Source organism: Rhizomicrobium sp. (assembly GCA_037200045.1).
Lineage (GTDB): Bacteria > Pseudomonadota > Alphaproteobacteria > Micropepsales > Micropepsaceae > Rhizomicrobium.
Genome location: JBBCHM010000001.1, coordinates 158,201 through 185,163, shown reverse-complemented (window position 1 = coordinate 185,163; position 26,963 = coordinate 158,201). Strand labels below are relative to the sequence as shown.

The 26,963-nt window shown below is 60.9% G+C and carries 25 protein-coding genes, 1 tRNA gene and 1 pseudogene; 19 read left to right on the top strand and 8 right to left on the bottom strand.

What is annotated here, in order from left to right; genetic code table 11:
• Positions 1-216: 216 nt before the first annotated feature.
• Positions 217-2,400 (bottom strand): TonB-dependent receptor, encoded by a 2,184-nt coding sequence (locus WDM86_00815; protein ID MEI9988552.1) that lies wholly within the window; start codon positions 2,398-2,400, stop codon positions 217-219.
• A gap of 1,166 nt (positions 2,401-3,566) precedes the next feature.
• Here WDM86_00815 and ribB point away from each other — a divergent pair.
• From ribB to WDM86_00795, 4 genes are all read left to right on the top strand, one after another.
• The gene (gene ribB, locus WDM86_00810) at positions 3,567-4,694 is read left to right on the top strand and encodes a 3,4-dihydroxy-2-butanone-4-phosphate synthase (protein ID MEI9988551.1); all 1,128 of its coding nucleotides are present in this window, start codon (positions 3,567-3,569) and stop codon (positions 4,692-4,694) included.
• Positions 4,691-4,915, top strand: coding sequence for a transcription antitermination factor NusB (locus WDM86_00805; protein MEI9988550.1), 225 nt, complete (start codon positions 4,691-4,693; stop codon positions 4,913-4,915). The genes ribB and WDM86_00805 overlap by 4 nt, the downstream gene beginning before the upstream one ends.
• Positions 4,912-5,511, top strand: a complete 600-nt coding sequence (locus tag WDM86_00800) for a TetR/AcrR family transcriptional regulator (protein MEI9988549.1) — start codon at positions 4,912-4,914, stop codon at positions 5,509-5,511. The genes WDM86_00805 and WDM86_00800 overlap by 4 nt, the downstream gene beginning before the upstream one ends.
• 597 nt (positions 5,512-6,108) lie before the next feature.
• Positions 6,109-7,284, top strand: a complete 1,176-nt coding sequence (locus WDM86_00795) for an LLM class flavin-dependent oxidoreductase (protein MEI9988548.1) — start codon at positions 6,109-6,111, stop codon at positions 7,282-7,284.
• 34 nt (positions 7,285-7,318) lie between these two features.
• Here the strand turns inward: WDM86_00795 and WDM86_00790 are convergent, their stop codons facing one another.
• The 4 genes and pseudogenes from WDM86_00790 to WDM86_00775 all read right to left on the bottom strand — a co-directional run bounded on the left by WDM86_00790 (position 7,319) and on the right by WDM86_00775 (position 10,213).
• Positions 7,319-7,681: a CopD family protein gene (locus WDM86_00790; protein ID MEI9988547.1), complete on the bottom strand. Its 363-nt coding sequence runs from the start codon at positions 7,679-7,681 to the stop codon at positions 7,319-7,321.
• A gap of 209 nt (positions 7,682-7,890) precedes the next feature.
• Positions 7,891-8,490 (bottom strand): IS5 family transposase, encoded by a 600-nt coding sequence (locus WDM86_00785; protein MEI9988546.1) that lies wholly within the window; start codon positions 8,488-8,490, stop codon positions 7,891-7,893.
• Positions 8,412-8,663 (bottom strand): annotated as a pseudogene (locus WDM86_00780) (transposase). Before WDM86_00780 ends, WDM86_00785 begins: the two are co-directional and overlap by 79 nt.
• Before the next feature lie 584 nt (positions 8,664-9,247).
• Positions 9,248-10,213, bottom strand: a complete 966-nt coding sequence (locus tag WDM86_00775; protein ID MEI9988545.1) for an IS1595 family transposase — start codon at positions 10,211-10,213, stop codon at positions 9,248-9,250.
• Positions 10,214-10,318: 105 nt separating this feature from the next.
• On the opposite strand from WDM86_00775, the gene WDM86_00770 reads away from it, so the two are divergent.
• Positions 10,319-10,546: a DUF6471 domain-containing protein gene (locus WDM86_00770; protein ID MEI9988544.1), complete on the top strand. Its 228-nt coding sequence runs from the start codon at positions 10,319-10,321 to the stop codon at positions 10,544-10,546.
• A 153-nt stretch (positions 10,547-10,699) separates the two neighbouring features.
• Here the strand turns inward: WDM86_00770 and WDM86_00765 are convergent.
• A tRNA-Arg gene (locus tag WDM86_00765) sits at positions 10,700-10,791 on the bottom strand.
• A gap of 245 nt (positions 10,792-11,036) precedes the next feature.
• Here WDM86_00765 and WDM86_00760 point away from each other — a divergent pair.
• The 3 genes from WDM86_00760 to WDM86_00750 all read left to right on the top strand — a co-directional run bounded on the left by WDM86_00760 (position 11,037) and on the right by WDM86_00750 (position 13,516).
• A complete protein-coding gene (locus WDM86_00760; protein ID MEI9988543.1) occupies positions 11,037-11,732 on the top strand; it encodes a hypothetical protein in 696 nt (231 codons plus the stop codon).
• Positions 11,729-12,139 (top strand): hypothetical protein, encoded by a 411-nt coding sequence (locus tag WDM86_00755; protein MEI9988542.1) that lies wholly within the window; start codon positions 11,729-11,731, stop codon positions 12,137-12,139. The genes WDM86_00760 and WDM86_00755 overlap by 4 nt, the downstream gene beginning before the upstream one ends.
• Positions 12,140-12,674: 535 nt before the next feature.
• Positions 12,675-13,516, top strand: a protein-coding gene (locus WDM86_00750) for an IS5 family transposase (GenBank protein MEI9988541.1) whose coding sequence is annotated in 2 segments (ribosomal slippage) — positions 12,675-13,062 and positions 13,062-13,516 — 843 coding nt in all. Because the reading frame shifts where the segments join, the coding sequence is not laid out codon by codon here.
• Between the two features lie 475 nt (positions 13,517-13,991).
• On the opposite strand, the gene WDM86_00745 is transcribed toward WDM86_00750, so the two are convergent.
• Positions 13,992-14,405 carry a hypothetical protein gene (locus WDM86_00745; GenBank protein ID MEI9988540.1) on the bottom strand — a complete coding sequence of 138 codons (414 nt, stop codon included), beginning with the start codon at positions 14,403-14,405 and terminating at the stop codon, positions 13,992-13,994.
• 93 nt (positions 14,406-14,498) lie between these two features.
• Here WDM86_00745 and WDM86_00740 point away from each other — a divergent pair, with 93 nt between their 5' ends.
• The 9 genes from WDM86_00740 to WDM86_00700 all read left to right on the top strand — a co-directional run bounded on the left by WDM86_00740 (position 14,499) and on the right by WDM86_00700 (position 22,537).
• Positions 14,499-14,798 carry a hypothetical protein gene (locus tag WDM86_00740; GenBank protein MEI9988539.1) on the top strand — a complete coding sequence of 100 codons (300 nt, stop codon included), beginning with the start codon at positions 14,499-14,501 and terminating at the stop codon, positions 14,796-14,798.
• 4 nt (positions 14,799-14,802) lie between these two features.
• Positions 14,803-16,443 carry an FAD-binding protein gene (locus WDM86_00735; GenBank protein ID MEI9988538.1) on the top strand — a complete coding sequence of 547 codons (1,641 nt, stop codon included), beginning with the start codon at positions 14,803-14,805 and terminating at the stop codon, positions 16,441-16,443.
• A gap of 1 nt (position 16,444) precedes the next feature.
• A complete protein-coding gene (locus WDM86_00730) occupies positions 16,445-17,017 on the top strand; it encodes a hypothetical protein (protein MEI9988537.1) in 573 nt (190 codons plus the stop codon).
• A gap of 125 nt (positions 17,018-17,142) precedes the next feature.
• Complete coding sequence (locus WDM86_00725) at positions 17,143-17,640, top strand: (2Fe-2S)-binding protein (GenBank protein ID MEI9988536.1); 498 nt, start codon at positions 17,143-17,145, stop codon at positions 17,638-17,640.
• Positions 17,637-18,881, top strand: coding sequence for a molybdopterin cofactor-binding domain-containing protein (locus tag WDM86_00720; GenBank protein ID MEI9988535.1), 1,245 nt, complete (start codon positions 17,637-17,639; stop codon positions 18,879-18,881). The genes WDM86_00725 and WDM86_00720 overlap by 4 nt, the downstream gene beginning before the upstream one ends.
• Positions 18,878-19,969: a molybdopterin cofactor-binding domain-containing protein gene (locus WDM86_00715; protein ID MEI9988534.1), complete on the top strand. Its 1,092-nt coding sequence runs from the start codon at positions 18,878-18,880 to the stop codon at positions 19,967-19,969. The genes WDM86_00720 and WDM86_00715 overlap by 4 nt, the downstream gene beginning before the upstream one ends.
• Before the next feature lie 3 nt (positions 19,970-19,972).
• Positions 19,973-20,995, top strand: coding sequence for an FAD binding domain-containing protein (locus tag WDM86_00710; GenBank protein ID MEI9988533.1), 1,023 nt, complete (start codon positions 19,973-19,975; stop codon positions 20,993-20,995).
• Between the two features lie 61 nt (positions 20,996-21,056).
• The gene (locus WDM86_00705; GenBank protein MEI9988532.1) at positions 21,057-21,638 is read left to right on the top strand and encodes an NAD(P)H-dependent oxidoreductase; all 582 of its coding nucleotides are present in this window, start codon (positions 21,057-21,059) and stop codon (positions 21,636-21,638) included.
• Positions 21,639-21,682: 44 nt separating this feature from the next.
• Positions 21,683-22,537 carry an oxidoreductase gene (locus WDM86_00700; GenBank protein ID MEI9988531.1) on the top strand — a complete coding sequence of 285 codons (855 nt, stop codon included), beginning with the start codon at positions 21,683-21,685 and terminating at the stop codon, positions 22,535-22,537.
• A gap of 46 nt (positions 22,538-22,583) precedes the next feature.
• Here WDM86_00700 and WDM86_00695 read toward each other — a convergent pair whose 3' ends face one another.
• Positions 22,584-25,070, bottom strand: a complete 2,487-nt coding sequence (locus WDM86_00695; protein MEI9988530.1) for a TonB-dependent receptor — start codon at positions 25,068-25,070, stop codon at positions 22,584-22,586.
• 447 nt (positions 25,071-25,517) lie between these two features.
• Between WDM86_00695 and WDM86_00690 the strand changes: the two genes are divergently transcribed.
• Together WDM86_00690 and WDM86_00685 are read left to right on the top strand one after the other, a co-directional pair.
• Positions 25,518-26,420: a phytanoyl-CoA dioxygenase family protein gene (locus WDM86_00690; GenBank protein ID MEI9988529.1), complete on the top strand. Its 903-nt coding sequence runs from the start codon at positions 25,518-25,520 to the stop codon at positions 26,418-26,420.
• Positions 26,421-26,475: 55 nt separating this feature from the next.
• Positions 26,476-26,928, top strand: coding sequence for a hypothetical protein (locus tag WDM86_00685; GenBank protein ID MEI9988528.1), 453 nt, complete (start codon positions 26,476-26,478; stop codon positions 26,926-26,928).
• The last annotated feature ends 35 nt before the right edge of the window (positions 26,929-26,963 follow it).

The following is a 26,963-nucleotide window of genomic DNA, read 5'->3' as shown; positions in this document are numbered from 1 at the left end:
AAATTGCCCCGGCGATCCTGGGTGGATCCCGGGGCAGAAGTGTGAAGCACGACACTAGGGAGTAAGGCCGTGCTCCTAGTTAATTCAACGCGACCTGCGATCCGTCCCGCTAACGACCCGGCGCTCAGCACGGCACCAGAGACTTCGCGCCGGCCCCGGCCACTTGATGGCCGGGGCGAATAATTGCTGCAGGGTGACGCCCTGCGGGCGGAGATATTAGAAGTTCGCCTTGAGTTGAACCCCGATCTGATTCGGCGTGCCGTAGGTTACATACCGAGATCCGACAGAATCCGTGGCGTCCTGCGTCACGATGTAGGCGGTGTTGGTGACGTTGTTGTCGAACACCCGGACGCTGTAACGCTCGTTCGGCGTGTACCACGTTACGCCGAGGTTCAAGAGGCCATAACCCGATTGAGAGTCAAGCGGCTGGTTGAACGGCCGGAAGTAGATGCGGCTGCGCGCCGCCGAATCCGCACGCAAAACCAGTTGGCCCCAGTCAAACGTGTCGGTGCGATACGCAACACTCAGATTGCCGCTGAAGCCTGGTGAGTTTGACAAGCGATTGCCAGCAACGTCCACATCTGGGGCCGATGGGTTTAGACTATCATTGGCCAGGTATTTCAAGTAATGCGCATCAAGGTAGGTGCCACTGAAGCTGACCAACCAATGACTGTCCGGGACCCAGTCCGTCTCCAACTCGGCCCCCTTCACGGTGGAACTGGCAGCGTTCTCAATTACTCTATTGAAGCCTTCGAGCTGCGTAACCTGCAGGTTCGTGAAGTCGTAATAAAAGGCGGCGACGTTGAAGATCAGGTGTTCGTCAAAAAGACGGCTCTTATAGCCCACTTCGTAGGACGTGATCTTCTCGGGTTTGTAGGTGTCCTGCCCCGACGAGCAGTTGAGATCGTTGAGACCGCCGGACAGATAGCCGGTCGCCACCGTGCCGTAGACATTCTGGTCTTGCGCAACGTCGAACTGGGCGCCCACCTTCCCCGTCAGCGAGTCGAATTGGAGCTTCGTGACGGCGGTGGGGCAGGTCGTGAGCGCCGGACCAAACGGGATTCGCGTCCCGGCGACGATTACCCCAAACGATTGGTTGATCCGGTACGTCTGCCTGTCCTCCGAGTAGCGAAGGCCGCCGATAAGCCGCAACTGATCAGACAGATTCCAAGTCAGGTCGGCGTAGACCGCCCGTGAGTCGACATCTTTCTGAGGCAACTGGTAGTCGGCGTAGCCACCCGGCGGTAAGAAAAACGCGGGGTACCCTATCGGGAATGGATAGAAGGAATCTCTCGTCCCCTTCTCGTTCATGTAGAAGGCGCCGAAGATGCTATCGACCGGTCCGATATGCGTGCTGAGGTTCAGCTCCTCGGTGAAGGTACGATCCGATTGCTTGGTCGTATTGGGGAAGGCGTCCACGTTAGTGCCATCCTGGTCGGTGGCCGCGGTGATGTCGTAACTCTGGTAAGCCGTGATCGACTTCACGTCCCCGAAGGAGGCCGTCCAGTCGGCCGTAAGGGCTGCGACGCCGTAGTTTTCATGAACGTCGTTAGGACCATTCGCCGAAGTTCGCCAGGGCTGAAGCGGAACGATGGCACCGCCAAGGGCGGGGAAACCAGCAATCGCGCCAGCGCTTATCGGATTTTGCAAGGAGAAGTACTGGAACGGGCCGTTAGCATGCTTGCCCTGCAGATTGAGGTCGATGCTGAAATTATCAGTGACTTGGCCGCCAATCCGGAGCCGACCCGAGAGGACCTTGCCCTTGTCCAGGTCTTCTTGTCCGGGAATCACGTTCTTGATGAATCCCTCTTCGCGATCGTCGTAGTTCACCGTCGCACGAGCCGCGATCGTGGAAGTCAGAGGGACGTTGACCACCCCCTGAAGCCTGTATTCGTCATAGGTCTCGTATTGGGCGGAGACATTCCCGCCCAGTTCCTGCGTCGGGGCGTTGCTGATGAAGTTGACCGCACCGCCGATCGCGTTCCGACCATAGAGGGTGCCCTGGGGCCCTCGAAGAACTTCGACGCGGCCCATGTCAATGGCCGTCAAATCGGCCAGCGCCGCGATGGGCTGATAGACCCCGTCCACATAGATGGCCGTCGAAGCACCGCCAGGCCCTTCGCCAATGCCGCGAATGGTGATCTGTGTATCGCCCAAGAGTGCGCCCGTCTCTACGCTCGGGACAGCGAATTGCAATCCTTCGATGTCGCTAATGCCGCGCTCTTCGAGGCCCGCTCCGCTGAGCGCGGTGATTGAGGCAGGCACTGCCTGGATCGACTCAGTGCGCTTTAGGGCCGTAACAACCACGGTTTCGACCGTGTCCGGTGTGCCGGCCCGAGCGACCGGCGACAAGGCCGCGAGTGCGCAGGTGGAAAGGATTGCGATACGAAACGAACTCATATTTACCCCCCTTGTGTCGTGCCATCACCCCCGGCACCGCTATGAAAGTGAATATGAAATAACATTGAACTTGATGCGACGGTTTGTCAATGGCTCTCGAATTGCCCATCTGCGGCACGCACTTCGCGAGATTTGTTCATTTACCTGTGCATTTGCGCGAATGGTGCGTGCTAAAAGAGGCTCGGATGTCGCTCTCAGTATCCATGCGGCACCACATGAAGTTATGATTAATTCACATAGAAACAAGCGAGATGCATGATCCGTTCGCCGGGCCTGGCGCACGCTACGCGGGCGCAAGCAGTTGATCTCGGTTGTCGCTGAGTTCTTCGAATTCTCGGTTCGTTAGGTCGACTCCAGCGATTACGCGGTTCCTTCAGGGGCTGCGCCGGACGTGCGCATGCAACGACGGGGATCGCGAATCACAGCGGACACCACAACTCGACGTCTCGTCGATGAACTCACACTGGATATACGTGCGTGCAATCGAATGGCTCGCCGCTCGAATGGGATGCGCTAATCATGGGGGCGGGCACTTCGTAGTGTGACTTAAAGATAGTGGTTAGGCGGCCACACAGCGGTCGATATTGGTGTCATGGGCTGTTTGAAATGGGTTGGAAGGCGAGCACGGGGAGAGCACGGCCGATGATAACTTAGGTGAAAAGAACCGCCCCAGGGATCCCCCGGGGCAGTTAAGAATGAGCGCACAAGGGGAGTAACAGCGCCCAGTAAGTGAGACGATAACCACGAGCAACCGAGTTCGGCTCGATACGGCATTGCCAACAAAGATGTTTTCAGCGCCATTCTAGAATGTTAATCTTTCATAACATTGAGACGTGTGTTTGGTAAACGGCTTTTAAACCACCCCAGCGCAAGCGCAATGAAATATGACCGTCCCACAAAGGGTCACCGCACCGAAGGGTACGCACCACAGGGGCTCAGGCCGTCGCACTCGCGGTCAGCGGCGATATAGGGCGATATAGAAAGTTAGATATGATTTACACGAAGATGAAGCGAGATGCTTGCGTAACCCGTTCGCTGGGGCCGGCTCGGCCTAGGCGGCGAAGGTCCAAAGGCAAAATCATGTTCGCCGGTCGTCAGAGACCAGGCCCAAAGGTCAGTTTCGAAATCGATCTTCTGGCGCGACATGTCGCGCAGTTGGTGGTGGCATGAAGATCAGCGTCTTCCACGATTATATCGCCAAGATCGAGGGCGTCATCGAAGACGCCCGCAACGGCAAGATGTTCATTCTCATGGATGCCGACGACCGCGAAAACGAAGGCGATCTCGTCATCCCGGCGCAAATGTGCACGCCAGCGGCAGTGAACTTCATGGCGACGCATGGCCGCGGCCTCATCTGCCTTGCGCTGACGCAGGAACGCGCCAACGCCCTGAACATTCCGATGATGACGCAGGTAAACGGAACGCCCAATCAAACTGCGTTCACTGTTTCCATTGAGGCCAAAGAAGGCATTTCCACCGGCATTTCGGCACATGATCGCGCACATACGATTTCTGTTGCGATCGATCCCACCAAAGGTCCGAACGATATTGTGTCGCCGGGCCATGTATTCCCGCTGGTCGCACGCCACGGTGGCGCGTTGGTTCGAGCAGGGCATACGGAAGCCTCCGTCGATATAGCAAGACTTTCTGGTCTCAACCCCGCCGGCGTCATCTGCGAGATTATGAACGACGACGGCACGATGGCTCGCTTGCCAGACCTTGTTCAGTTCGCGCAGCTTCACAATTTGAGAATCGGCACCATTGCTGATCTCATCGCTTATCGCCGCCGCTACGATCACTTCGTGCAACGTTCTGTCGAAACGGTCTTCAAGAGCCACAATGGCGGTGAATGGAAGATGTTCGTGTATGTGAACACACTTGAATATGCGGAACATATCGCGATTGTGAAAGGCGACATCACTACACCAGAGCCGGTCCTCGTCCGCATGCATGCCGTGAATATTTTTTTGGATATGCTGGAGTGGAGGCCTTATGAGAGAGATGTTCTCGGCGAATCCATGCGCATCATCGCAAAGAAGGGGCGCGGGGTCGTTGTGCTACTTAGAACGACGCGGCCGACGTTTGTGTCCGATGTCCTGACGCGCCGCAGCAACGAAGATGCCGATCGCCGCCGTGTGAAAGAGTATGGTGTCGGGGCACAAATTCTCCTGGATCTCGGTATCGAAAACATGATCCTGATGACCGATACGCCGGAAAAGAAAATCGTTGCCCTGGATGGATATGGCATCGAGATCGTCGGCACGCATCCCATTCGCGGCAAGGCGAAAGCATGAAGCCTCATATTCTTTCGACGGATTGGAAACTCGAACGCATCGACTCGATCTCGCAGGCGATTTTGAGCGCATTGGCGTTCAAGCTGACCGAGCAGTGCGATGTGCTGGCGAAAGTCGTGATCGAAGAATATGTCGACGTTGTCCACGCATTCTTTCAGAGCAGCGAGCGACGGATGGCACAGTGCCTATTGGCAGCCGCGTGGTATGGTTCGTTCCGATGAGTGGTCAGCCGTTGCGGATCAAGCGGGCATACAGCAGCGGGCGGCGCGAACAGTTGATCGCGGTCGCCGCCGAGCTCTTCCTGCAGCACTCCTACGATGCGGTGTCTGTTGAGATGATCGCGGCGCGCGCTGGCATCAGCGGTCCCGGGCTCTATCGCCACTTCAAGAACAAGCAGGCAGTCCTGATCGCGGTTCTGGAGGAACCGACGCAGGCCGTGCACGAGGCCGCAAGGCGGATCGCCGAGACGACGACCGCACCCGAAGCAGCCATCGTGGGGATGGTCGAGTCCCACATCCGGCTGATTCTGCAAGGACCGCCGAGCACGCTCATCTTTGCCCAGAACGAGCACGCTCTTCCCGAACAAGATCGCAGACGGATTCGACGCGAGATGGCGCTATACGCCGAGGAGTGGGTCTCCGTCGTAATCCCGCTGCGGCCAGACCTGTCCGAACCCGAGGCACGACTGCTGACCCAGGGTGTGTTCTCCATGCTCAACACAGCGGCGACGCTCAAGAAGGGCTTGGACGAGGAGTCGATCTTCTCCACCATGCGGCAGGCCGCGCTGCGCGCGCTTCTCGGCCGCAGCGACATTTAACATGTCTGGGGCAGTCCACATGTCGTGAAACTGCATCATTCGGCGCTGCACGACGGATACACGAGCATAGTAGCGCGGGTCCGCTTTGCCTCGATACCGGACGCCGTCCCGGCAATCCGCTAGATGTGGTTGCCATCGACCGCGATGATTCCGGGAATGCGGGGCAGCATTTCTCCGACCTGGTTGAGCAAGCCAACCCGGGCATGAATCGGCCTCAGGACCTTGAGCAAGTCACCCACGGAGATTCAGTAGTCAGGTTGAGCGGCATACTGAGGTCATCGCATCCATCGCCGCTAGTTGCGCACAGCGATCACATCACGGGCCAAACCCAAAACGCCAGTCCCGTGAGCGCAATGACTGCGCCGCTCAGGACTTCGCCGTAGCGCTCCAGCGGACCAGAGCTCACGCGCTGCAATCCGGCTGTTGACTAGACGCGATGCGCGCATCAACGGCCGGGCGACTGGCATTCCCTTCCGACCGACGACAAAGGCCACCCAGTAATTTCCGGCGAGGCCGACCTTGATCTGGATCAACGACGGACGGCGGGGGTTAGGAGCAATGTAAATTGTCATTAACATTCGAAGGAGCTACAACGCCATGCGGTTCATTTACCTGAGCGAGGCAGAGACCCATCCGGGACACACCCACGCGCAGCGCTATCGCGAGCTCATCGACGAGGTGCTCCTGGCAGAGAAAGTTGGATTCGACGCGTTCGGGACCTCTGAACAACACCTCGCGATTGGCACGGCCTCGGTCTCCGCCCCCGAGGTGCTTTATCCTTACCTGATGGCGCTGACGAGCACGATCCAGTTCATCCACCTGATCACGCTGCTGCCCAAGAATATCAACCACGCGCTGCGAGTCGCGGAGCGGCTGGCGACCGAGGACATCCTGTCCAATGGCCGCGTCGCGCTCGGTGTCGGTCGCGGGAATACAACCCTCGCGCTGCACGCCTTTGAGGTCGATCCCAAAGAGACCAGGTCACAGGAAATCGAAGGCATAGAGGTCATCCGCCGAGCCATGGCCAACGACATTTTCTCCTTCGTCGGAGAGCACTACAAGATTCCGCCGCGCGGCCTGGTTCCCAAGCACATTCAGCAGCCCTATCCGCCGATGCTGATGGCGACCGGCAGCCCGGAGTCGGTTACCGCCGCAGCGCGGATGGGCATCGGCGCCATGATCGGTGGTGGCTATACCGGGTTCGGCTTGTTGCACAAGATGGTCGACCTCTATGAGAAGGAGTTGGCGAACGCTGAGCACGTCTGGCCCGTGCAGGCGCAGAAGGTCGCGGTCATATCGGGCGGGATGCACTGCGCCGAGACGACTGAGGAGGCGGAACGGTGGATGTCCACGCTGGCCGAGTCCGTCGCCCTGTCCGTCGACTCCTACGAGCGCCTCTCGAAGCTATCCAGCGACTTCGCCTCCCTCGGAAAGGTCAAAAAAATCGACTTCAGCAACCCGCGCTACCTGTTCGATGAGTCGGCTTGCTTCATCGTTGGAGATCCGAAGACTTGCATCGCCCAGGTCCAGCGGTTCGTCGACCTAGGCTTCGACGCAATCGCGATGCGCATCGACGGCCTCCCGCACCGGGAGATGATGAAGTCCATCGAGCTGTTCGGAAACCACGTCATCCCAGCGTTCAAGAACCCCAGATCGGTCGTGCGCAGGCCGGACGAGATCCTTGCCGACATCCGAGCCGCACGCCCCGCCCACTATGCAGAGCGCGAAGCCTACGAGCGCACGGCCAAAAAGACCGAAGAAGCTTCGGATTGACCTTTCGCCGTTCAGAGATTGAAGGCGTGCGCAATCACATGGACCATCCGACGAGGGGCGGTTGCAACGTGCCTAGCCAACTGACGACGCCAAGCACGAGAAGTTCCAATAGTTGCTCAAACAGGATGTGCCGCCGCAGTCGGCTATCCAGTACCGGGTTCTCTTGTGTCGCGAGCGCATACTGCGGTGTAATCCAAAGGCGATTCACTGCCGCAAGTCCAAGCATGAGCAAGAATAATGCGAGCTTGAGGCATAGCAAACCTCCATAGAGCGTGCCGAATAGATGGTCGAAGGAACCGACTGAGAACCAGCTATTCACCAGGCCCGAAGCAAGAAGAACGCCGACGGCGAGCCGAGCGAGATGTTGCCAGTGCTTGATCGTTTGAAGACGGGGCAAGCACTTGTCGAACAGCGCGGGGCCGCGTTACGAAGGCTTCGTTCTCGCCCTGCTTTATCGGTACGCACAAAGTATCTCACTCTTGAGTATCTGACGCCGCCGGCGCCGCGAAATTTCCGCCGACTGCACGAAAAATTTTCGACGGTATTTTCGACGGTACCGTGCTATATTGTTCAATAAATTCAACGGCTGTGAATCCTAGGCGCTGTTTACAAAGTTGCATGACGTAAGCATTTGCGGATTGTAGCGAGATGAAGAACATCGAGGAAGGACCGAGCAAGTTTGTCATATCGGGCGGCGATTGCGCGGTTGATCTTGAGGTGCCCGATCATGCGTTCGATGCGGTTGCGCTCGCGATAGATGCGCCTGTTCCAACGGATTTTGGCTTTGCGGTTGGATTTTGGCGGGATGCAGGAGCGGATGCCGGCGTCGTGCAAGCCGGTACGGATGGCATCGGTGTCGTAGCCCTTGTCGGCGAGGAGATAGGCGGGCCGCTCGTCGGCGAGCGCCATCACATCTTCGAACGCCGTGCAGTCCGCGGCTTCGCCGGGCGTGAGATGGAAGACGAGCGGGATGCCTTTGGCATCACTGAGACAATGAACTTTACAGGTGAACCCGCCCCGCGAGCGGCCAAAAGCTTGCTCGCGAGTCCCCCTTTTGCGCCGGCGGCCGAGACATGACCTCGAACCGTCGTCGAATCCACACTGTGGCGAGAATTGTCGGCCATCGCCTGGGCCAGCGTCGTTGCGACGGCTTCCCAGACCCTGGCCTCGCTCCAGCGTCGGAAGCGCTGATAGACCGTCATCCACTTGCCGTACTTCTCGGGCAGATCGCGCCAAGGCGCACCGGTTCGGATACGCCACAGAATGCCGTTGACGATCATGCGGTTGTCGAAAGCGGGACGGCTCTTGCGACCCCGCTCCGCCGGCAAAAAATCCTTCAGCAGGCGCCACTCGGCTTCGTTCAGATCGCCGCGACTCAATCGTGCCTCCCTTCAAGAGGCATTCTTGAATCAAGCTTCGAGTCATGCGTCAATAACTTTGTAAACAGCGCCTAGTCCCCCAGCCACCGCTTCCTCCATTATGCAGCAAGCACACCTAGATAGAGTCTAGGTTTCGGGGCCGAACGGCCCGATTGTTGCCCGCATGGCGATTCCACTTTCCGTTTTCATGCTGCGCCGCAAGCGCAATCAGATACGCGACACGATAGCGGCCTATGAGGCGAAGCTACGCGAGGCGCGCGCGGACCTGGCTGCCGTCCTGTCTACGCTGAGGCTCTTTGAAGCCAGCGGCGAGCCAATCGACTTCACGCCCTATGTGGACCTTAACCGCGTGTTCTATCGCGGAGAGACAACGCAGCTTTGCATGGCCGCATTGATGGCTGAGGGACCGCTGGACACGCGCCAGCTTACCCAGCGCGTCATGGTCGCGAAGGGTCTAGACGCCAATGACAAGGTGCTGGCGCAAGCGATTGCGCTCCGGGTCGTTCAAACGCTCCGGGTGCGCGCCAAGCGCCGCCAAGGGATAGACGGCTCCTTACGGCGGCGCGGCGTTTGCATTTGGCAACTCACACCGGAAGGTGGCGCTGCCAGTAGCCCTTCCACTGGCGTGACACGGGCTGCGTTGCCGACAGGTTCACAATCCGAACGAACTGCGCACCATTCGCCTCGCGGCGGTGATCTTCGCGCCATCCCATTTCAGCCGCGTAACCGGACAGATACGCCTTCCTGATCGAGTGATGCGTGCCGAGTTCGGCCCTACGCAGGCGGGAGAAAAACGACTCCGCGCCGTTCGTGCAGGCCTGCCCGTCGCTGTAGCAGACCGAATGATTGATGCGGCGCATTTCGTAATGGTCGTGCAGACTATCCCATGCCATCGCTTCGTCGGCATGGATGACCGTGCCGGGCTGAACGCGCTTCATCACTTCCGAGACAGCGGCGCGCTCAGACTGCGCAACATGCGTAATCGTGCGGCCCTTGCGTTGGCGCATGACAACGACGCACTTGCGCTTGCCGGTTTGATTTTCCGTGAGGCGACGGTCCTTGCGGTCCTCTTTGTAATTGGCGGGTTTGACGTGACCACCGAAATACGCGCCGTCGATTTCGACCGTGCCAGACAGCGTTGCATTGGCAACTTCGGATGCCATCGCCTCGCGGAGCTTGTGTTGCAGGACGAACGCCGTCCGATATTGCACGTCGAGATCGCGCGAGAGTTGGAGCGCGCTATGACCCTTCGCGCCGTTCGTGAAAACGGCAATCGCGGCGAGCATGTCTTGGAACGAAAGCTTGCGCGAAGCGAAGATGGTCGAGGACGTGGCGGAGAATTGGGCCGTGCATCCCTTGCACTTGAAAATCCGGCGCGTGGTGAACTTGTAGATTTCGACGCAGCCGCACTTCGGGCAGACCGGCTCCCCGCCGTTGTTCGCCCAGCGGATCGTGACGAACATCGCGAACGCCTGCTCCTCGGTCAGCCGCAGGACTTGGGCGAGGCTGAGGGTGCGGGCCTTGCTAGAAAGGAGGAAGTGCTGAGACATATACTCATTTCCGTTATCAACATAACGAATTTAGGTATGGAACATACCGTTGTCAATTAGAAAAAACACGTTTAAGGTATATTTCTACTCGAAATAGGGATTTTCATGGTCACGGATGAGGCTTGGCAGGCGAAGGCCCGGGCGATCCTGAAGCGCGAATTGGCCGGCGATGGGATCAAGCGGCGCGATCTAGTCGAGCGCCTCGCGAAGATCGACGTTCAAGAGACCGAGCAGAACATCGCCAACAAGTTGAGCCGGGGCAGCTTCAGCGCCGTGTTCATGCTCCAAGTTCTCGAAGCTATCGGCAAGAAAATTACAATAACGGATATCTAAGGACCGTACCGAAAAAGGGTATGGAAACACTAGAATCATTTATTTCGCTTGCAATCCTTCCAGGACCGCCATAAAAGCCAAACAGCCTGGGGGTGGAATCCCAGGCTGTTCGGTCTCTCTTACTCTCCCCGCCGGGTGTGGACCCCGGTGAGTTGGCGGAGGTGAAGGGATTTGAACCCTCGGGCCTGCGTTAACAGGCCGCCGGATTAGGAATCCGGTACTTTCAACCGCTCAGTCACACCTCCGATTTGTTAGCACCCGGGACCTCACGGTCTCGGGTGGATTCGTTGCCTGCCGAATGATTAACGCTTTCAGAGGCGGCGTGCAACTACAAAGGAGCGATATTTACTTTGGGCGTCGACATCGCCATATTGCGCACATGTCGGGAAGCGCTGAAACAAAGCCACTAGTCGAGACGCCACAGGAGGACACTCCTGTCTCCCGTGCTGTGAAGCGGCGCAAAGAGCTTCAAGACATAATTAAAAATTCTATGAAAGAGCTTGAAAAGCTTGAAGATTTTCTCCGTATGTACCGACAGTTCTCGACTGATGGTACTGTGGATAATAGTGGAGTGGACAGCGCAGGCCGCCAGCATTACATCCTTGGGCGTGTCGGTGTGGGGCAGACCCAGCCAATGTTTGAGCAGCTTACGCGCGCCGCATTGCTTGAGGCCGGACGCCCAATGAGAAGCCCAGAGATCATCGAAGCGTTCCGCGAGAGAGGGCACCCAATTGGCGGCAATGAAACACGCGCCGCATGGAATCGACTTTGGGACGCGAAAAAGCGTGGCGTCCTGATCAATATTAAGGGCTGGGGCTATTGGCTTGCAGACGAACCAATTCCTTCAATCGTCAAGACTGGCAAGCCGCCGAAGCGCACCATGACCGGACGCGCCTCAGTTGATCGAGGCAAGGGACGCCCCGTTGGCCGCGCTCGGACGCTCACCCCCGCTCAAATCGAGACGTTGGAAGGCTGGTTCGCGGAGGGCAAGAAAACACGCAAACAGATGGGTCTTGATATGGGCGGCCTTTCCGTTGGCTCGATCAATAACTATCGGCAGCGCTGGCTAATCAAGAATGGTTTGGCGACGCCGAACAAATCGCCGGGACCAAAATTCTCAAAGACCGGGAAACGCATGGGACGGCCGCCATCTCCGAACCGCCTGCGGCGGAATGGTGACGTGTGAGCGCCAAGCACCCTCTAATTTTGTTAGGCCCATTGCCGATCGATCTAATTAATCGAACGCTCGCTACGGAATTGGAGCCCGGGGATGCTATTCTCACAGCAGTCGCTCATAGGCATATCGCCAAGGATCATTCCGGCGATTACGCCTTGGTGATTGCCAACCTCAGGCTGGTGATTTCTCAGCCGACATATATCGGCCAGTCACCAAACCACGGCGCGGCATTTGAGATGGTGCGACGGCTGGCCGTTCCTGGTGGCGATGAAATCATCCTGGCTGCCGTGAATATGATCAGGAACGATTTTGGGAACTACAACGTGCACTCTGCTTACCGTTTGACCGAGGAAAAGGTCACCGCGCGCATTATCCGCAAGCACCTGCTTTCGCCAAAAAGAAAGGCCCCGGGTTAGGGGGCCTTTGAAAAGCTTGAGCCGGAAGCCATCCCGGATCTCTTGGCTACCCTTGCGGGCAGTTAATTACCTATCGCTAGGTGCGTGAGGAGGCCGTTCTCACCTCTGCAAGCTTTTCCTATGCCCTATAACTAGGGCACTAGGTCCTAAGTTTCAATGAAAATCGGTCTAGACCCGGAAGCTCGTAACCGCTTGTAGTATTGTGTATTTTCGACGTTTTTGAAAGCGAGTCGAGGGTCGGAACGGTAAAGCGCCCTGTCTTTACCGTTCCGACCGATATTTTGCAAGATAGTTCCAACGGTTTTTGACCCAAAATCGGCCTCGATTTGAGGGCGGAATCTGGCCCAACAAGCCATACGAAAACCTCCAGACACCATCGGTGTACGATATCCAAAGTCGTCCGAGTCAAATCCGCGTCCTAGTGCGTGCCAGAGTCGGAAATCGTCGGGCATTAAGAGCCGATCCGGAAAGAAGTTGAGTCGGGTGAATCGGTTGTGATTCCGTTGTGGGTGCTGATTCGCAACAGGAGCACCCGATGTGGAAGCCGGAGCACCGGCTGTCGGCGAGACGCAATGGTCTTCGCTATTCCAGCGACATGACGGATGAGGAATGGTCACTTGCGGCGCCGTTGATACCCCCGGCCAAGCGCGGCGGGCGCAAGCGCACGACGGATGTGCGTGAAGTCTTGAACGCCATTTTCTATGTGCTTTGGACGGGCTGCCAATGGCAGGCGCTGCCGAAGGATTTTCCGCCCAAGAGCACGGTTCACGACTATCTCGAACTGTGGAACTGGGACGGGACGTTGGAGCGCATCCATCACGCGCTCTATGTGGCAGTGCGCGAGAGCCAAGGCCGCGAGGCCAGCCCCACCGCCGCCATCATCGACAGCCAGAGCGCCAAGGGAGCGCTCAAAGGGGGGCTCTGCTCGATCCTTCAGGCTACGACGCGGGCAAGAAGGTCAAGGGCCGCAAGAGGCACATCCTCGTCGATACGCTCGGCCTGTTGCTGAGCGTCGCCGTCCACAGCGCCGACATCCAGGATCGCGACGGCGCAGCGCTGGTCCTCGACAAGCGGACGCGGCGATCGTTTCCCTTCATCGAACGTATCTTCGCCGACGGCGGTTACAACGCCAAAAAGACCGCCGATGCCGTCGCCGCCACCGGAACCTGGGTCATCGAGATCGTCAAGCGCAGCGATGCCCACCGCTTCGTGGTCATGCCAAAACGCTGGATCGTCGAACGCACCCTGGCCTGGATCAGCCGCAACCGACGCCTGGCGCGCGACTTCGAGCGCTACGCCACAACCGTCGCGGCCTTCATCCGCCTCGCCATGATCCGCATCATGCTCAGGCGACTTGCCGCAAATCCCTCAAAATGATTCAGTTCTTTCCGGATCGGCTCTAAGTAGTTGGCTCACCTAGCGCAGTGGAGGGAGCATCCTGATGGCATACTACTGGGTCGTTTTTCATGGTCGCGGCGACGGCTGCGTTGAGGCCTCGAATGAAGAGGAGGCACTGCGCCTTGGTACGGAGCTAACAGGATATGACACGGCACAAGCCGCCCAGCTGCGATACCCAGCAAATCCTAGGCTCAATCCGAATCCTAGCGACCCCTACTATTGCCCGTCTCTATGCTACCGACCCGTTGAATGTTCACGCGTTGGTGGATGCACCGCTCCCCGGCCCTGCAACGATTGAGTTCGTCTAGGTGTGCTTGCTGCATAATGGAGACCGCTTCGCGTAGTCGCTACGACGTTCGATGGGTTCGAATCCGCTCGCGCCCTGGGCTTCCAGGACTCATCCCGGCATCCTTCATCGATCTGGCATTCGATCCTGAGCATGCGGAAGACGACGCTATTGGCGTGCGGCTGAAGCCGTGAACACAGCGCTGACGAGCACTGGAAACCGGCTGCTGCATCGCCCGCCCGCGGATCGGGCGATGAAGGAGGCGGCGCCAATTACCGGATACTTCTCAAGCTCGCCGAACGCGGCGCCGTCATCGAAAGAACGGGAGACCCGAAGCTGCTGCGGGAGGCCCTGAAAGCCGCATCCTCGGGCGGGGTGGGCCAAGCCGTCGACGATGCAACCTATGCCGTCCTGGCAACCCATGTCGTCCTGCGCGATCTGCTGAAACGCCGCGACCGCTTCATCGCGCAACGGATCGATGCGACGTTGCGGCGCGGCGAGACCGGGCTCCTCTTTCTCGGAGCGCTGCACCACGCGGTCGAGATGCTTCCGGACACGATCAAGGTCAAGTGACGAACGCATGGACGCAATCGGCGCGGCGACAACGATGGAAATGCTGAGCCGGTTGCATCGCGATAACGAGATTCGACATCCACTCGGCATTCGGAGCCAAGGATGGAACGGGACGCAGAGCCGAACGTTCCCGAAAAGCGAACATGCGTTACGGCGATCGGCGACGGCGCGACCGGCGGAAACATGAATCGCTTCGCGCTTCGTCTCTCCGAATTGTTCTGGATCAACGACGCGGACATCACGCTGCATAGCGTGTCGCTTCTTCGAGCAGAGTGGCCAAATGACCGGGTTTTCGCGCCGCAATTTGCTTGCCACAACCGCGGTCGCCGGCGTTGCCGGCACCGTTCTCGCGAGTCGCGTATCCGCGCAGGCTTCTTCGACCGGTTGGGATCGCGAAGCTGATGTCGTGGTCATCGGCGCGGGCGCCGTCGGACTGCCGGCGGCCATCGTCGCGCGGGAAGCCGGCGCGTCGGTCATCGTGGTCGAGGCCGAAAATCATATCGGCGGCCATGCGATCGTCAGCGGCGCCACTGTTCCGCTTGGCGGCGGAACAAGCGCGCAAAAGAAATACGGCATCGTCGATTCACCGGACCTGCTCTTCCGCGACCTAACGGACTGGTCCGTGGTCGAGCCCAACGGCTTTCCCGACTATCGTTACAACGACCGCGAAATCGTCCGCGCTTTCGCCGACAACAGCGCGGCCACGTTCGAATTTCTGGTCGCGCATGGCGTCGTCTTCATCGACAAGGCGCCCGACGCGTTCGATGGCGTATCGTCCGGCAATTCCGCACCGCGTTCGATGCACGTCGCGGCGATGAACTGGCCGATGGTGCAGACCGGCAAGCCGCTCGATCCGGAAATCCAATCGGTCACGGCGATCGGCGCCGGCCTCATGCGCCCGCTGGAGGCCGCGGCCAGGAAAGCCGGCGTGCAAATCCTGCTGGAGCACCGGATGACGGCACTCCATCGCGAGCATTCCGGCCGCGTCAACGGCATCGCGGTGCGGAGCGGCGGGAAGACTTACAACATCCATGCGCGCAAGGCGGTAATCATCGGCACCGGCGGTTCGACGGGCAATGTCGAGTTTCGGCGGATGTTCGATCCGCGCCTGACGGAGGAATATTGCGGCCTGGCCGGCATGCCGTGGTCGAACCAGGACGCCAGCGGCGAGCGCGCGGCGATGGCGGTCGGCGCCTCATTGTGGGGCCTGTACAACCAGACCGGAGAATTCGGTTCGGTGCTGAGCAAGGCCGGCTTCGTCGGCTGCCAATACAATTATCTGCCGATGGTGATGGTGATCCTGCCCTGGATGCCGGGCAGCGAGGTGTTCGACAAGGCGGGCGCCACCGGCCTGCGCGTGCGCGACTGGCAAGACGTCATCCTGGTGAACATGCTGGGCCGGCGTTTCTACGACGAAACCTCGCCGGGCTTCACGGCCAATGATTACGGCTCCGTCGATCCCTATGTGTCCGGAAGCTATCTGAACGCCAAGAACGCCAAATACAGCCCGAACAACTTCCTCAACGCCGCGCTCGCCGGAATCGGCGACGGACACAATGGCGGCGGCCCGATCTGGGCGATCTTCGATGCCGACGCCGCCGCGCGCGAGAAATGGGATCCGACACCGCCCAATGTCGATATCGCGGGCGGCTTCTTCTTTCAGGCCGACACGCTTGCCGGTCTGGCGCAGAAAATCCGGATGAAACATCAGCGCGTGCCGATGCCGCCGGCGAATCTGGAAGAGACCGTGGCGCGCTACAATTCGTTCGTCGATACGGGGGCGGACGCGGACTTCGGCAAGCCCAAGCCGCTCTACAAGATCGCAAAGCCGCCCTTCTATGCCGCGTGGTCGACGCCCGTCGTTCACGACACCCGCGCCGGATTGCGGATCAACGCGCGCTGCCAGGTGATGGACATGAACGGCGAAGTCATCCCCGGCCTTTATTGCGGCGGCGAATCCGCCGGCGGCTTCAGCCAGCACGGTCTGGCCCGCGCCACATGCCAGGGCTACATCGCGGGCACGCATGCGGCCGCCGAAAGGATCTAGGATGTCGAAGATTTCCTGTCTCGCATTTCTCGTTATGCTCGCCGTCGCGAGCCACGCATCCGCGCAAAGCGCGCAGCATTACGCGAATGCACTGACGCCTCTGCTCGATGCGGTGGGCGGCAAGACGATCGGCTCGCTCGATCCCGGCGCCGCGGTGGACGTGCTCGGCCAATCGGGCGGCGCGACGCAGATCGCGATCCATGGCTGGTCCGCGCAGGGCGCCGACGCGACCGTTTTCGTCGCGCCGGATCGCCACATCGTGATGCTGAGCGGATTCTCCGGCCAAGCCGTGACCGGCACGTCGCAGACGGTCAACGGTTCGGTCTACACCGCGGTTACGATCAAGGGCTGGGTTCCGACCGGTGTCCTGATCGACGACGTTCAGGTCGTGTGGAAAAGCGCCGGCGATCTCTACGCCAAAAGCTGCGCGTCCTGTCACGCGCTTCCCGCGGCGACGTCCTATTCGGCCGCCCAGTGGCCGGCCATCATGAAGACGCAGGCTTCCAACGCCGGTCTCGACGCCGGCCAAGCGGCGCTGATCACAGCCTATCTTCAGAATCAAAGCGGACACTGATAGGAAAGGTTTTGCGTGCCACCTCTCGATGATCATGGCGTTTCGCGTCGCTTTTTTCTCCACGGTTCGGCGCTGACGACGGTCGCGACGACCGCTCTTGCGATGGCGGAGAGGCGCGGGCGCAGATGATCGGCCCGCCGGTTTTTGGGCCGGAAGCGACCGCGATCACGCTGAAGGTCAACGGCACGGAACAGACGATACAGATCGAGCCGCGCACGACGCTGGCCGAAGCGTTGCGCGGCCCGCTCGGGCTCACCGGCACCAAGATCGCCTGCGACCGCGGCGCCTGTTCGGCCTGCACGGTCTGGCTCGACGGCGTGACGGTTTCGTCCTGCATGATGCTCGCCGTCGATGTCGGCACGCGCAGCGTGACAACGATCGAAGGCTTGGCGCAGGGCGAAACGCTCCATCCGGTCCAGGCGGCCTTCATCGCGCATGACGCGATGCAGTGCGGCTTCTGCACGCCGGGCATGGTGATGAGCTGCGCCGCGCTGGTCGATCGCAATCCCCATCCGACCGATGAAGACGTGCGCGCCGCGATCAGCGGCCATCTGTGCCGTTGCGGCACCTATCCGCACGTCATCGCGGCGACGCTGGCGGCATCCAAGGCGCGGAAGACATGACCGATCCGGCACCGCTGACGGAAACGCTGACCTACGGCATCGCCAGCGTCGGTCTTGGCCAGGTGAGCCGGCAGGTTCCCGCCGGCGAGCCGCCGCCGCTGCCGCCCAATGCCGAACTCAAAGTGATCGGCAAGCCGGTGCCAAGGCAGAACGGCCGCGCCAAGGTGACGGGCGCGATCCACTACACGGTCGATGTCGGCCTGCCGGGCATGTTGCAGGGACGGATCTTGCGCTCGCCGCAGCCGCATGCGCAGGTTCTCGCGATAGATATCTCGGCCGCCGTAGCGCATCCGGGCGTCCGCGCGGTCTCGATCCTGGCACAGCCGGACGATCCGAAGACTTCGATCTTGCGCTATTTCGGCGCGCCGGTTGCCGCCGTTGCGGCCACGTCCGCCGCCGCCGCCGAAGAGGCGATCCGCCTGATCCGCGTGACCTACAAGCCGCTCCCCTTCGTCGTCGACATGGACGAGGCGCGCAAGCCAGCGGCGCCCCTGGTGTTCGACGGCGGGACGGCGCCGGGCAGCCAGGCCGGGGAGATCATCGCGGCGACCGGTCTTGCCACCAACGGCAATGTGCGCGGGCCGGCGACGGTCACGCGCGGCGACGTCGCGCAAGGCTTCACGCAGGCCGATGTCATCGTCGAAGGCGAATACCGCACGCAGACGCAGACCCATTGCTGCATGGAACCGCACGGCCTCGTCGCCGATTGGCGGTCGGACGGATTGACCGTCTACATCTCCACGCAGTTCACCGCAGGCGTGCGGCATGAGCTGGCGCAGACATTCGCCCTGCCCTTGAGCCGCGTGCGCGTGGTCGTGGACGGCATGGGCGGCGGCTTCGGCTCGAAATCGACACTCGGCAATTATGGCCGCATCGCGGTCGGCCTGTCGCGTCAGGCCAAAGCACCGGTGCGCCTCATCCTCGACCGCCAGGAAGAGCAGATGGACACCGGCAATCGTCCCGGCACATGGCAGCATCTGCGCATCGGCGCCAAGCATGACGGCACGCTGACCGCCGTCTCGCTGGAGAGCTATGGCACGGCCGGCGTGGCGCTGGGTGCCGGTGTCGGCAATGTCGCGGAAGCGCTCTACGTCTGTCCCAATTTCCAGGGCGCGCAATACGACGTGTTCACCGATGCCGGGCCGGGCAGCGCGATGCGCGGACCGGGCAACACGCCGGGCGCCTTCGGTTTCGAGCAGGCGATCGACGAGTTGCCGAGAAGCTTGCCATTGATCCGGTGACGTTGCGTGACCGCATCGATACGAGTCCGACGCGGCGCGAGGAACGGCGCATCGGCGCCGAGCGGATCGGCTGGCACAAGCGGCACGCGCCGGGTGTGGACAAAGGTCCGGTGAAGCGCGGAATGGGCATGGCGCAATCGCTGTGGGGCGCCAATGTGCAGATCAATTCCGCCTGCGAAGTGCGCGTGATGCGCGACGGCTCGGTGGAAGTGCTGTCAAGCGTGCAGGACATCGGAACCGGCATCACCACCGTGCTGGCGCAGGTCGTCGCGGAAGTGCTCGGCCTGCAACCCGAAACGATCGTCGTCCGCATCGGCGATACGGATTTTCCGGCCGGTCCGCCGTCCTATGGCAGCCGCACGACGGCCTCGATCACGCCGCCGGCGCGCACGGCTGCGTGGCGCGTGCTGCAGATGCTTTTCCGCGAGGCGGCCCTTGTCCTCAACGCCGGGACCGACGAACTGATCGCGCGCGACGGACGTATCCTGGTCCGCACCGATCCCAGCCGCGGCATGGACTTCGGCGCGGCCGCGGCCCGGCTGCGCACCGACAGCATCAGCGCCATTGCGACGCGCAGCGACGACTATGGCGGCTTTCGCCGCACCATGGGCGACGCCGCGATGGCCCAGCAGGATCTGGGCGGCGTGCAATTCGCCGAAGTCGTGGTGGACACCGAAACCGGCATCGTCCGCGTCGAACGCGTCGTCGCGGTGCACGATTGCGGGCGGCCGATGAATCCCCGCCAGATCGAAAGCCAGATCCAGGGCGGCGTGCTGATGGGGCTGTCCTATGCCCTGTTCGAGAACCGCATCCTCGACCGGCACACCGGGCGGATGGTCAATCCCAATCTCGAGCAATACAAGCTCGCCGGACCGCGCGAGACGCCCGTGATCGATGTCATCGTGCTGGAGAACTATCTCGGCCAGAGCGCGACCGACGCCTATGGCATCGCCGAGCCCGCCAATATCGCGACCGCGCCGGCGATCGCCAACGCGGTCTACAACGCCATCGGCGTGCGCCTGCGCGAATTGCCGATGACGCCGGCGGCCGTGCTCGCCGCGCTCGGCAAGATTCCGGTCAGGAGCTGAGCCATGAACCGCTTCGCCTGGATGAGCGCCCGAACGGTCTCCGAGGCCGCAACGGCCGCCTCGGCCATCGTGGCCGATGCGATGTCGACGTCCCCCATGGGCGACATTTCCGTGGTGAAGGCCGGCGGCATCGATCTCCTTGATCTGTTGAAGGAAGACCTGCTGGCGCCGAACGCGCTGGTGAATCTCGGCGCGGTTCCCGGGCTGGATATCATCGCCGACGACCAAGGCGGCGGCCTGCGCATCGGACCGATGGTCACGCTCGCCGCGCTCGCCGGTCACGCCGCGATACGAATGCGCTATCCCGCCCTGGCCGACGCGGTGCAGCGTTCGGCGAGCCCGCAAATCCGCAATGTCGCGACCTTGGGCGGCAATCTGCTCCAACGGCCGCGCTGCTGGTATTTCCGGGCGGCGGAATTTCACTGCCTGCGAAAAGGCGGCACTCACTGCTTCGCGATCCCCGGCGAGAATCAATATCACGCGATTTTCGACAACATGCCCTGCGCGATCGTCCATCCCTCGACAGCGGCCACCGCATTGGTGGCGCTGGGCGCGAGCGTGGAGCTGACCGACGCGAACGGCACGGTGCGCAAGCTACTGCTCGAAGATTTCTTCGGACCGCCGGACAAGGATATCCATCGCGAAAACGATCTGAAGCCGCACGAGATCCTGACCGCCATCCGGCTGCCGATACTGCCTGCGAGCGTCCGGATGGCGCATCTGAAGCAGGGCGAAAAGGACTCCTTCGACTGGCCGCTCGCCGACGTCGCGGTCGTGCTCGATTTCAACCGCGACGGCAGATGCAAGACGGCGGCCGTTGTTCTCGGCGCGGCGGCGCCTGCCCCGCATCGCGCGAAGACGGCTGAGAACATCCTCGCCGGCAAGCATATCGATGACGCTTTGGCACTGCAGGCCGCGCACGCCGCGATGGAAGATGCGACGCCCTTGAGCAAGAACGCCTACAAGCTGCCGCTGTTCGAAACCCTGATCCGCCGCGCGATCCTCGCGGCGGAGAGCCCGTCATGACCCTCGAAAACACGATCGCCATCGTCACGACCGGCCCGGGCAGCGCCATGGAGAAAACTGCATGAAACATCTCATTGTCGTCGCCCATCCCGCCGAACACAGTTTCACGATGGGCCTGACGCAGGCCTATGCCGCCGAACTCGAAGATCTCGGGCACAGGCAGCGCATATGCGATCTCTATCGGATGGGGTTCGATCCCGCCCTGCCCGCGCGCGAGCTCATCTCCGGCGCCGCGGCCGATGCAAAAAAGGCGCAGGACGACATCCGCGAGGCCGATGTTCTGACGGTGATCTATCCGCTGTGGTGGCTGTCGATGCCGGCGATGATGAAGGGCTATATCGATCGCGTGTTCGCGCGCGGCTTTGCCTATGAGTCCGACAGCGGCGTCGTGCACGGGCTATTGGCCGGAAAGAAAGCCGTCCTGATCACCGTTTCGGGTGCGCCGCTACCGCTGCTGGTCAAGAGCGGCGGCTGGAACGCTGTGCAGGCCCTTCAGGATACGCACATCTTCCGTTCGGCCGGGTTCGACCTTCTGGAGCATCTGCATTTCGATCAGGTCGCGCCGGACCTGTCGGCCGCCGTCGCGGCGCAGCACATGGACCGCGTCCGGGCCTGCGCGCGGCGGCATTTTCCGGTCCGCTAGAAATCGAGAACTGCCCCTGCGTTGCAATCAAAGGAGTGCCTTTCATGGCCAAGACCAAGATCGATTCCCCCGTCTGGTTCATCACCGGCTGTTCGACCGGCTTCGGCCGTGAATTCGCCCGAGCGGCGCTGGCGCACGGCTTCCGCGTGGTCGCGACCGCGCGCGATCCCAAGACGCTCGATTCCCTCATGGAGGGCCACGAAGACAACGCCCGTGCGCTCGCGCTGGACGTGACCAAGCCGGATCAGATCAAACGCGCGATCGGGGAGGCCGAGCGCGCCTTCGGCCGCATTGACGTTCTCGTCAACAATGCCGGCTATGGCTACATGGCCGCAGTCGAGGAAGGCGAGGACAAGGACATCCGCGAACAATTCGAGACGAATTTCTTCGGTCTGGCGGCGATGATCCGCGCGGTGCTTCCGGGCATGCGGGCGCGCCGGCATGGGACGATCGTCAATATCGCCTCGGTCGGCGGCATCATGGGCTTTCCGGGTTCAGGCTATTACGCCGCAACGAAATTCGCGGTTGAGGGCTTGTCGGAATCGCTCGCCAAAGAGGTCGAACCGCTGGGCATCCATGTGATGCTGGTCGAGCCCGGCCCGTTCCGGACCGACTGGGCGGGACGCTCGCTCAAGCAATCCTCCAATTTCATCGAGGACTACGACCAGAGCGCCGGCGCGCGCCGCCGTCAGATGGCGGACTTCAGCGGCACGCAGGCCGGCGATCCGGCGCGTGCCGCCGAGACCGTCATCAAGGCGCTGCAATCGCCGAAGCCGCCGATGCATCTCGTGCTCGGCCGCGAAGGCTTCGACGGTGTGGAGAAACAACTTACGTCCATGCTGCACGAGGTGGAGCACTGGAAAGCAAGCAGCCTCGCGGCGGATTTTCCTGCGGCGTGATGGCTCCGGTTCCGGAGGCGGCACGGTCCGCCTCCGGCGACTGTGTCTAATCTCCGAAGCGATAGGTCACCTGGGCCCCGAAGGTACGCGGCTCGGCATAGATTTTTCCGATGACGCCAAGCGTGAACAGCTGATTGATGGCATTTGTGGCGTGTTCCTGGTTCGTTATGTTGTTCACGAACACCGCACCATCAAAATCCGAACCATAGATCCCGTGCCAGTCGATGCGGAAATTGAGCGAGGCGAAGGTCGGCTGGCTGATCGCCTTTTTGAGTGCGTCGGCGGTGAAACCGGTAGACGGCGCGAGCTGCAGCGTGCGCACCGCGCCCTCGGCCAGCCAATCGCGGCTCTGGGCGAAGACGGTGAACAGGCCCGTCAAGTCGCCGGCCGCCGGTTCGATCGGTACGCGATAGCGCACTGACAGCGTTCCCTTGTGCGCGGGTGCCTGGGGAAATGGATTGTTACGCAGATCGAGCAGGCACTCGCCGACCGGCGACGACGGCAGGCATAATGGGTTGCCCGGCATGGCGACGTTGAACGGATCGCTCGACACCCAGTTGGTATAGCGCGCGCCGTTATAGGAGTAGTTGCCAGAAATCTCCCAGCTTTCGGACGGTACGATCGTGGTTTCGAGTTCGACGCCCTGCAGCACCGCGCCGGCGACGTTTTCGGTGAATACCGTGTTCTGCGTCGCGGTGGTAAACTGGAAGGAGCGCTGGATATTGTTGTACCAGTCGCGATAGACATCCATGTTGAGGATGCCCACCACGCCCCACACATCGAATGTGTATTTCGCGCCCAACTCGACATCCTTGACCGTCTCGGGTCCGTAGAACGGCGTGCAGTTGGGAACGGCGCTGCAGCCCAGAACGAGGTTGAGGCCGCCGGGACGATAGCCGCGCCGGGCCGTGGCGTAGAGCAGGAGGTTATCGACGGGTGTGTAGTCGAGCGCCGCCGTCCAGCCCAAGCCCGAACTATCCGAATAGGCCGGCGCCGACGCGGCGCCCGGCGTGAACACGCCTGTAACGACGTTTTTCACCGCCGAAAGCTGGTACTTGCTGGAACCGTCGCGCGAGTCGCGAATGCCGGCGGTGAACTTCAAGCCATTCAGAACAAAGCTCGAAAGATCGAGTGTGAATTGTGCGAATTCGCCCCTGGCTCGTGTAAAGCCGCCATTCTGGAACGCGTAGTTGGCGTTGTACCCGAGATTCGGCTGCAGCGCTCCGCCATAGAGCCGCGTGATGTTCGCGATGCCCGCCAAGTTCTGAACATAGGGCTGGCCGCGATAATAGGCACCGACAATCCAAGTCAGCAGATTGTCGCCATAGTTACCGTCGATGTGAAATTCTTCGGTATAGGTCGCAAGCGCCGGGCCGGGCTTGGCGATCGGCGTGGTAGCATTGACGACATTGCCGGACGGCGTGAAGGCGACATTGCCGCCAGCGGAGTTGATTGCCACAGCGGCTTCCAGATCGCCCCGCGTGCCGGTGACATCCCACAGACTGGCGCCGGTCACGGTTTGATAGCCGAAAATATTGGTCAGCGTGACCTTCGAGAAGCCAAGATCGCCAAGATCGGCCGTCGATTTGTTGACGAAAGTGAACCCTTCATATTTTTCGCTATAGGGTATGTCGGTACTGGAGCCCGTGTGGCGAAGGGCCTCGCCGCCTTGCAGGATGCGGGCATATTCCGTCGCCAGGATTGGCTTGTATTGGGCCAGGATGCCAAGGCGCTGATCTTCGCAAGACGTGAGGCTCGGGCTGAGGCCGCTGGCGACAGCGGTCGCGCAGACCGCGCCGAACGTCGCCGTGCCTGCGGCCGCGCCGGCCGGGGTCGACGTATTGGCGGGAAGATTGAACAACGCAAAATTCGCATTGTAGGCGGATAGGACGAACGAGCCCGGCGTCTCGTCGACATGCAATTGGTTCACCGCGGTGTAGTTGGTGAACCAGCCCGAGCCCGGCTTCCATTCCAGGCCGATCCGCACGGACTCGTTGCCGGTGCCGTCGAGACCGATATTCGTGCCGATGACTTTTGTGTAGCCGTCGAGCTGCTGCCGATTTACGGCGACGCGCATCGCCAGATGATCGTCGATCAGCGGGATATTCAGCACGCCGGTGATTTCGCTGCGGCCGAGATCGCCCTGGGTGATCTCGAGGCTACCGCCCCAATTGTTGAATTCGGGATGCTGTGGCGTGAACAGGATCGCGCCCGCGGTATTGGTGCGGCCGAACAGCGTGCCCTGCGGCCCTCTTAGTATCTGGATGGAGGCCATGTCGAAGATCGGCGCGCCGGCATCGGTCGGCCCGCCCTCCACTTCAGAGAAATACGATGTCGTGCCGGTACGCAGACCACGGATCGCGTAGGAGCCCTGGAAGTGGCCATAGGCGCCGCCGACATTCAGCGACGGCACGTTATATTGCAGGTCATTGGGCGAGACGATGTGCTTGGTCTTGAGGTCTTCCGCGCCGATCGCCGTCACGGACAACGGTACCGTTTGGATATCTTCCTCGCGGCGACGTGCAGTGACCACGACAGTTTCTATCTTGCCGACGACCGTGTCAGGCGGCGCGGCGGCGGCCAGCGCCGGTGGCGATCCTATAAGAGGCAGCAACCCCGCCATGGCCAGCAAACCGAACGGATATACCCCCCGCGCCGCACGAGGTGCGGGCGTTTCGATCCTGCGCATATTTACTCCCCCTACTCGTTCTGTACGGGCCGAAACCCGCCGCTTTTGCGGTTTAGTAACGAAACATATTATGTTACTCCGTAACAGGTTAGTATCGGTCTCAAGATCAAGTCAACCTTGCATCGCACAATCGAACGTTGCCATAGGCGTCGCGGAAAATCGCCAAGGGCCGCGGATGCGGATTTACAGATGCCGCCGCAATCGCATAGAATTGTTAACGAGTAACACTTTCGAGTTTGCGGTGAACGCGGCTCGACAACAGAAAACCGCACGAGGAAAGGCAAACGCATCATGGAAATCGGAGAATGGACGGCGGCGCGCGAATGGACGTCGACCCCGGAGCTGAACAGGATCTATCGCGACATTCGCGCGCTCGGTCTGGAATCGAATCTCGCGGAACTTGAGGCTTTCGGCTTCACGGTGATCCGCGATGCGCTGGATCCAGAGCTCACCGTCAAGCTGCGCGAAGCCGTGCTGCGCTCGGCGGAGACCAGCTTCAAGAAGAAGCTCGATCTGGAGAAGGAGACCGAGCTGCACGAATACAAGCTGGCGCCCTATCTGCTCTACAAGGACCCGCTGTTCGAGAAAGCGCTGCTCAATCCCAAGCCCCTGGCGATCATCAGCTATCTGCTCGGCTATAGCTGTTGGCTGAGCAGCCTGACCAGTCACGTCAAGGGCCCGGGCGAAGTCGGCTTGCTGCTGCATAGCGACACCGGCAATGGCGTACCGGCGCCTTTCTCGCCCTATTCGCATGTCGCGAACTGCAATTATGCATTGACCGATTACACCGAAGAGGGCGGGGCCCTGGCGATGGTGCCCGGCAGCCACCGGTATTTTCGTCAGCCCACCGCGATGGAGAACAAGCTGGTCGGCAATGAGCGCAACCCGCATGTGATTCCGGTGGAAGTCCCAGCCGGCACGGCGATCATCTGGCACGGCAACCAGTGGCACGGCTCGTTCCCGCGCAAGATGCCGGGCCTCAGGGTCAATCTGTCGATGTATTTCTGCCGCCAGTATATGGCGCCGCAGGAAGTCTATGGCGACGCGGTGCCCGAAGATCTCCTGAAGCGCTACGGCCGCGATTCGCGGATGGCGCAGCTGCTGGGACTCAACAGCTTCAATGGCTGGAAAGACGAAGGCCCCAAGATGAGCGCACGCGCCGCTATGCCCGCGGGCCAAACCTGGCAGTCCTGATCAGCGTCCATTTTGGCTGATGCGCTGCAGCCCTGCGGGCAATCGCAGGGCAGTAGTGCGCAACGCGAACGAGGCTTTCGTGAAATATTCATTTGCCAGCCCCGGCTGGCTGGCCGCCATCCACGGCATCATCGTCGAGCGCGCGGCGTGGGAGAGCAAGACCAAGCCCAACCTGCACATGTCGATCTGCGAAGTGTTCTACAACGCACCGCCGCATCTGTCCGACAAAGACGGCAAAATTGCCTGGAGCTGCGTGATCGCAGGCGGCAAGGTCGACTTCCAGCTTCGCGAGCGTGACGATGTCCGGTTCAAGGTCCTGGGCGACTATGAGGCGATCGTGCCGCTCGGCCGTTTCGACACAAAAGGCGATCCCGCTCGCGCCGCCGAACTGGCCGCACTGGGCGCGGCGACCAGAGCGGCCGGCAAGCTGAGAACCATCGGCCAACGTCCTGACGACGCGGACGCGATGACATCGGTCCATGATGCAATCGCCAGACTTACCGCATAGTGACTCCAACCCGACCGAAGTCGCGCCATCCGGCG

Excerpts from the sequence above, each read along its gene's own strand:
- WDM86_00815 (MEI9988552.1), bottom strand. The coding sequence starts at position 2,400 with ATGAGTTCGTTTCGTATCGCAATCCTTTCCACCTGCGCACTCGCGGCC.
- ribB (MEI9988551.1), top strand. The coding sequence starts at position 3,567 with ATGAAGATCAGCGTCTTCCACGATTATATCGCCAAGATCGAGGGCGTC.
- WDM86_00805 (MEI9988550.1), top strand. The coding sequence starts at position 4,691 with ATGAAGCCTCATATTCTTTCGACGGATTGGAAACTCGAACGCATCGAC.
- WDM86_00800 (MEI9988549.1), top strand. The coding sequence starts at position 4,912 with ATGAGTGGTCAGCCGTTGCGGATCAAGCGGGCATACAGCAGCGGGCGG.
- WDM86_00795 (MEI9988548.1), top strand. The coding sequence starts at position 6,109 with ATGCGGTTCATTTACCTGAGCGAGGCAGAGACCCATCCGGGACACACC.
- WDM86_00775 (MEI9988545.1), bottom strand. The coding sequence starts at position 10,213 with ATGTCTCAGCACTTCCTCCTTTCTAGCAAGGCCCGCACCCTCAGCCTC.
- WDM86_00770 (MEI9988544.1), top strand. The coding sequence starts at position 10,319 with ATGGTCACGGATGAGGCTTGGCAGGCGAAGGCCCGGGCGATCCTGAAG.
- WDM86_00760 (MEI9988543.1), top strand. The coding sequence starts at position 11,037 with ATGAAAGAGCTTGAAAAGCTTGAAGATTTTCTCCGTATGTACCGACAG.
- WDM86_00745 (MEI9988540.1), bottom strand. The coding sequence starts at position 14,405 with ATGCGTTCGTCACTTGACCTTGATCGTGTCCGGAAGCATCTCGACCGC.
- WDM86_00740 (MEI9988539.1), top strand. The coding sequence starts at position 14,499 with ATGGAACGGGACGCAGAGCCGAACGTTCCCGAAAAGCGAACATGCGTT.
- WDM86_00730 (MEI9988537.1), top strand. The coding sequence starts at position 16,445 with ATGTCGAAGATTTCCTGTCTCGCATTTCTCGTTATGCTCGCCGTCGCG.
- WDM86_00725 (MEI9988536.1), top strand. The coding sequence starts at position 17,143 with ATGATCGGCCCGCCGGTTTTTGGGCCGGAAGCGACCGCGATCACGCTG.
- WDM86_00720 (MEI9988535.1), top strand. The coding sequence starts at position 17,637 with ATGACCGATCCGGCACCGCTGACGGAAACGCTGACCTACGGCATCGCC.
- WDM86_00710 (MEI9988533.1), top strand. The coding sequence starts at position 19,973 with ATGAACCGCTTCGCCTGGATGAGCGCCCGAACGGTCTCCGAGGCCGCA.
- WDM86_00705 (MEI9988532.1), top strand. The coding sequence starts at position 21,057 with ATGAAACATCTCATTGTCGTCGCCCATCCCGCCGAACACAGTTTCACG.
- WDM86_00700 (MEI9988531.1), top strand. The coding sequence starts at position 21,683 with ATGGCCAAGACCAAGATCGATTCCCCCGTCTGGTTCATCACCGGCTGT.
- WDM86_00690 (MEI9988529.1), top strand. The coding sequence starts at position 25,518 with ATGGAAATCGGAGAATGGACGGCGGCGCGCGAATGGACGTCGACCCCG.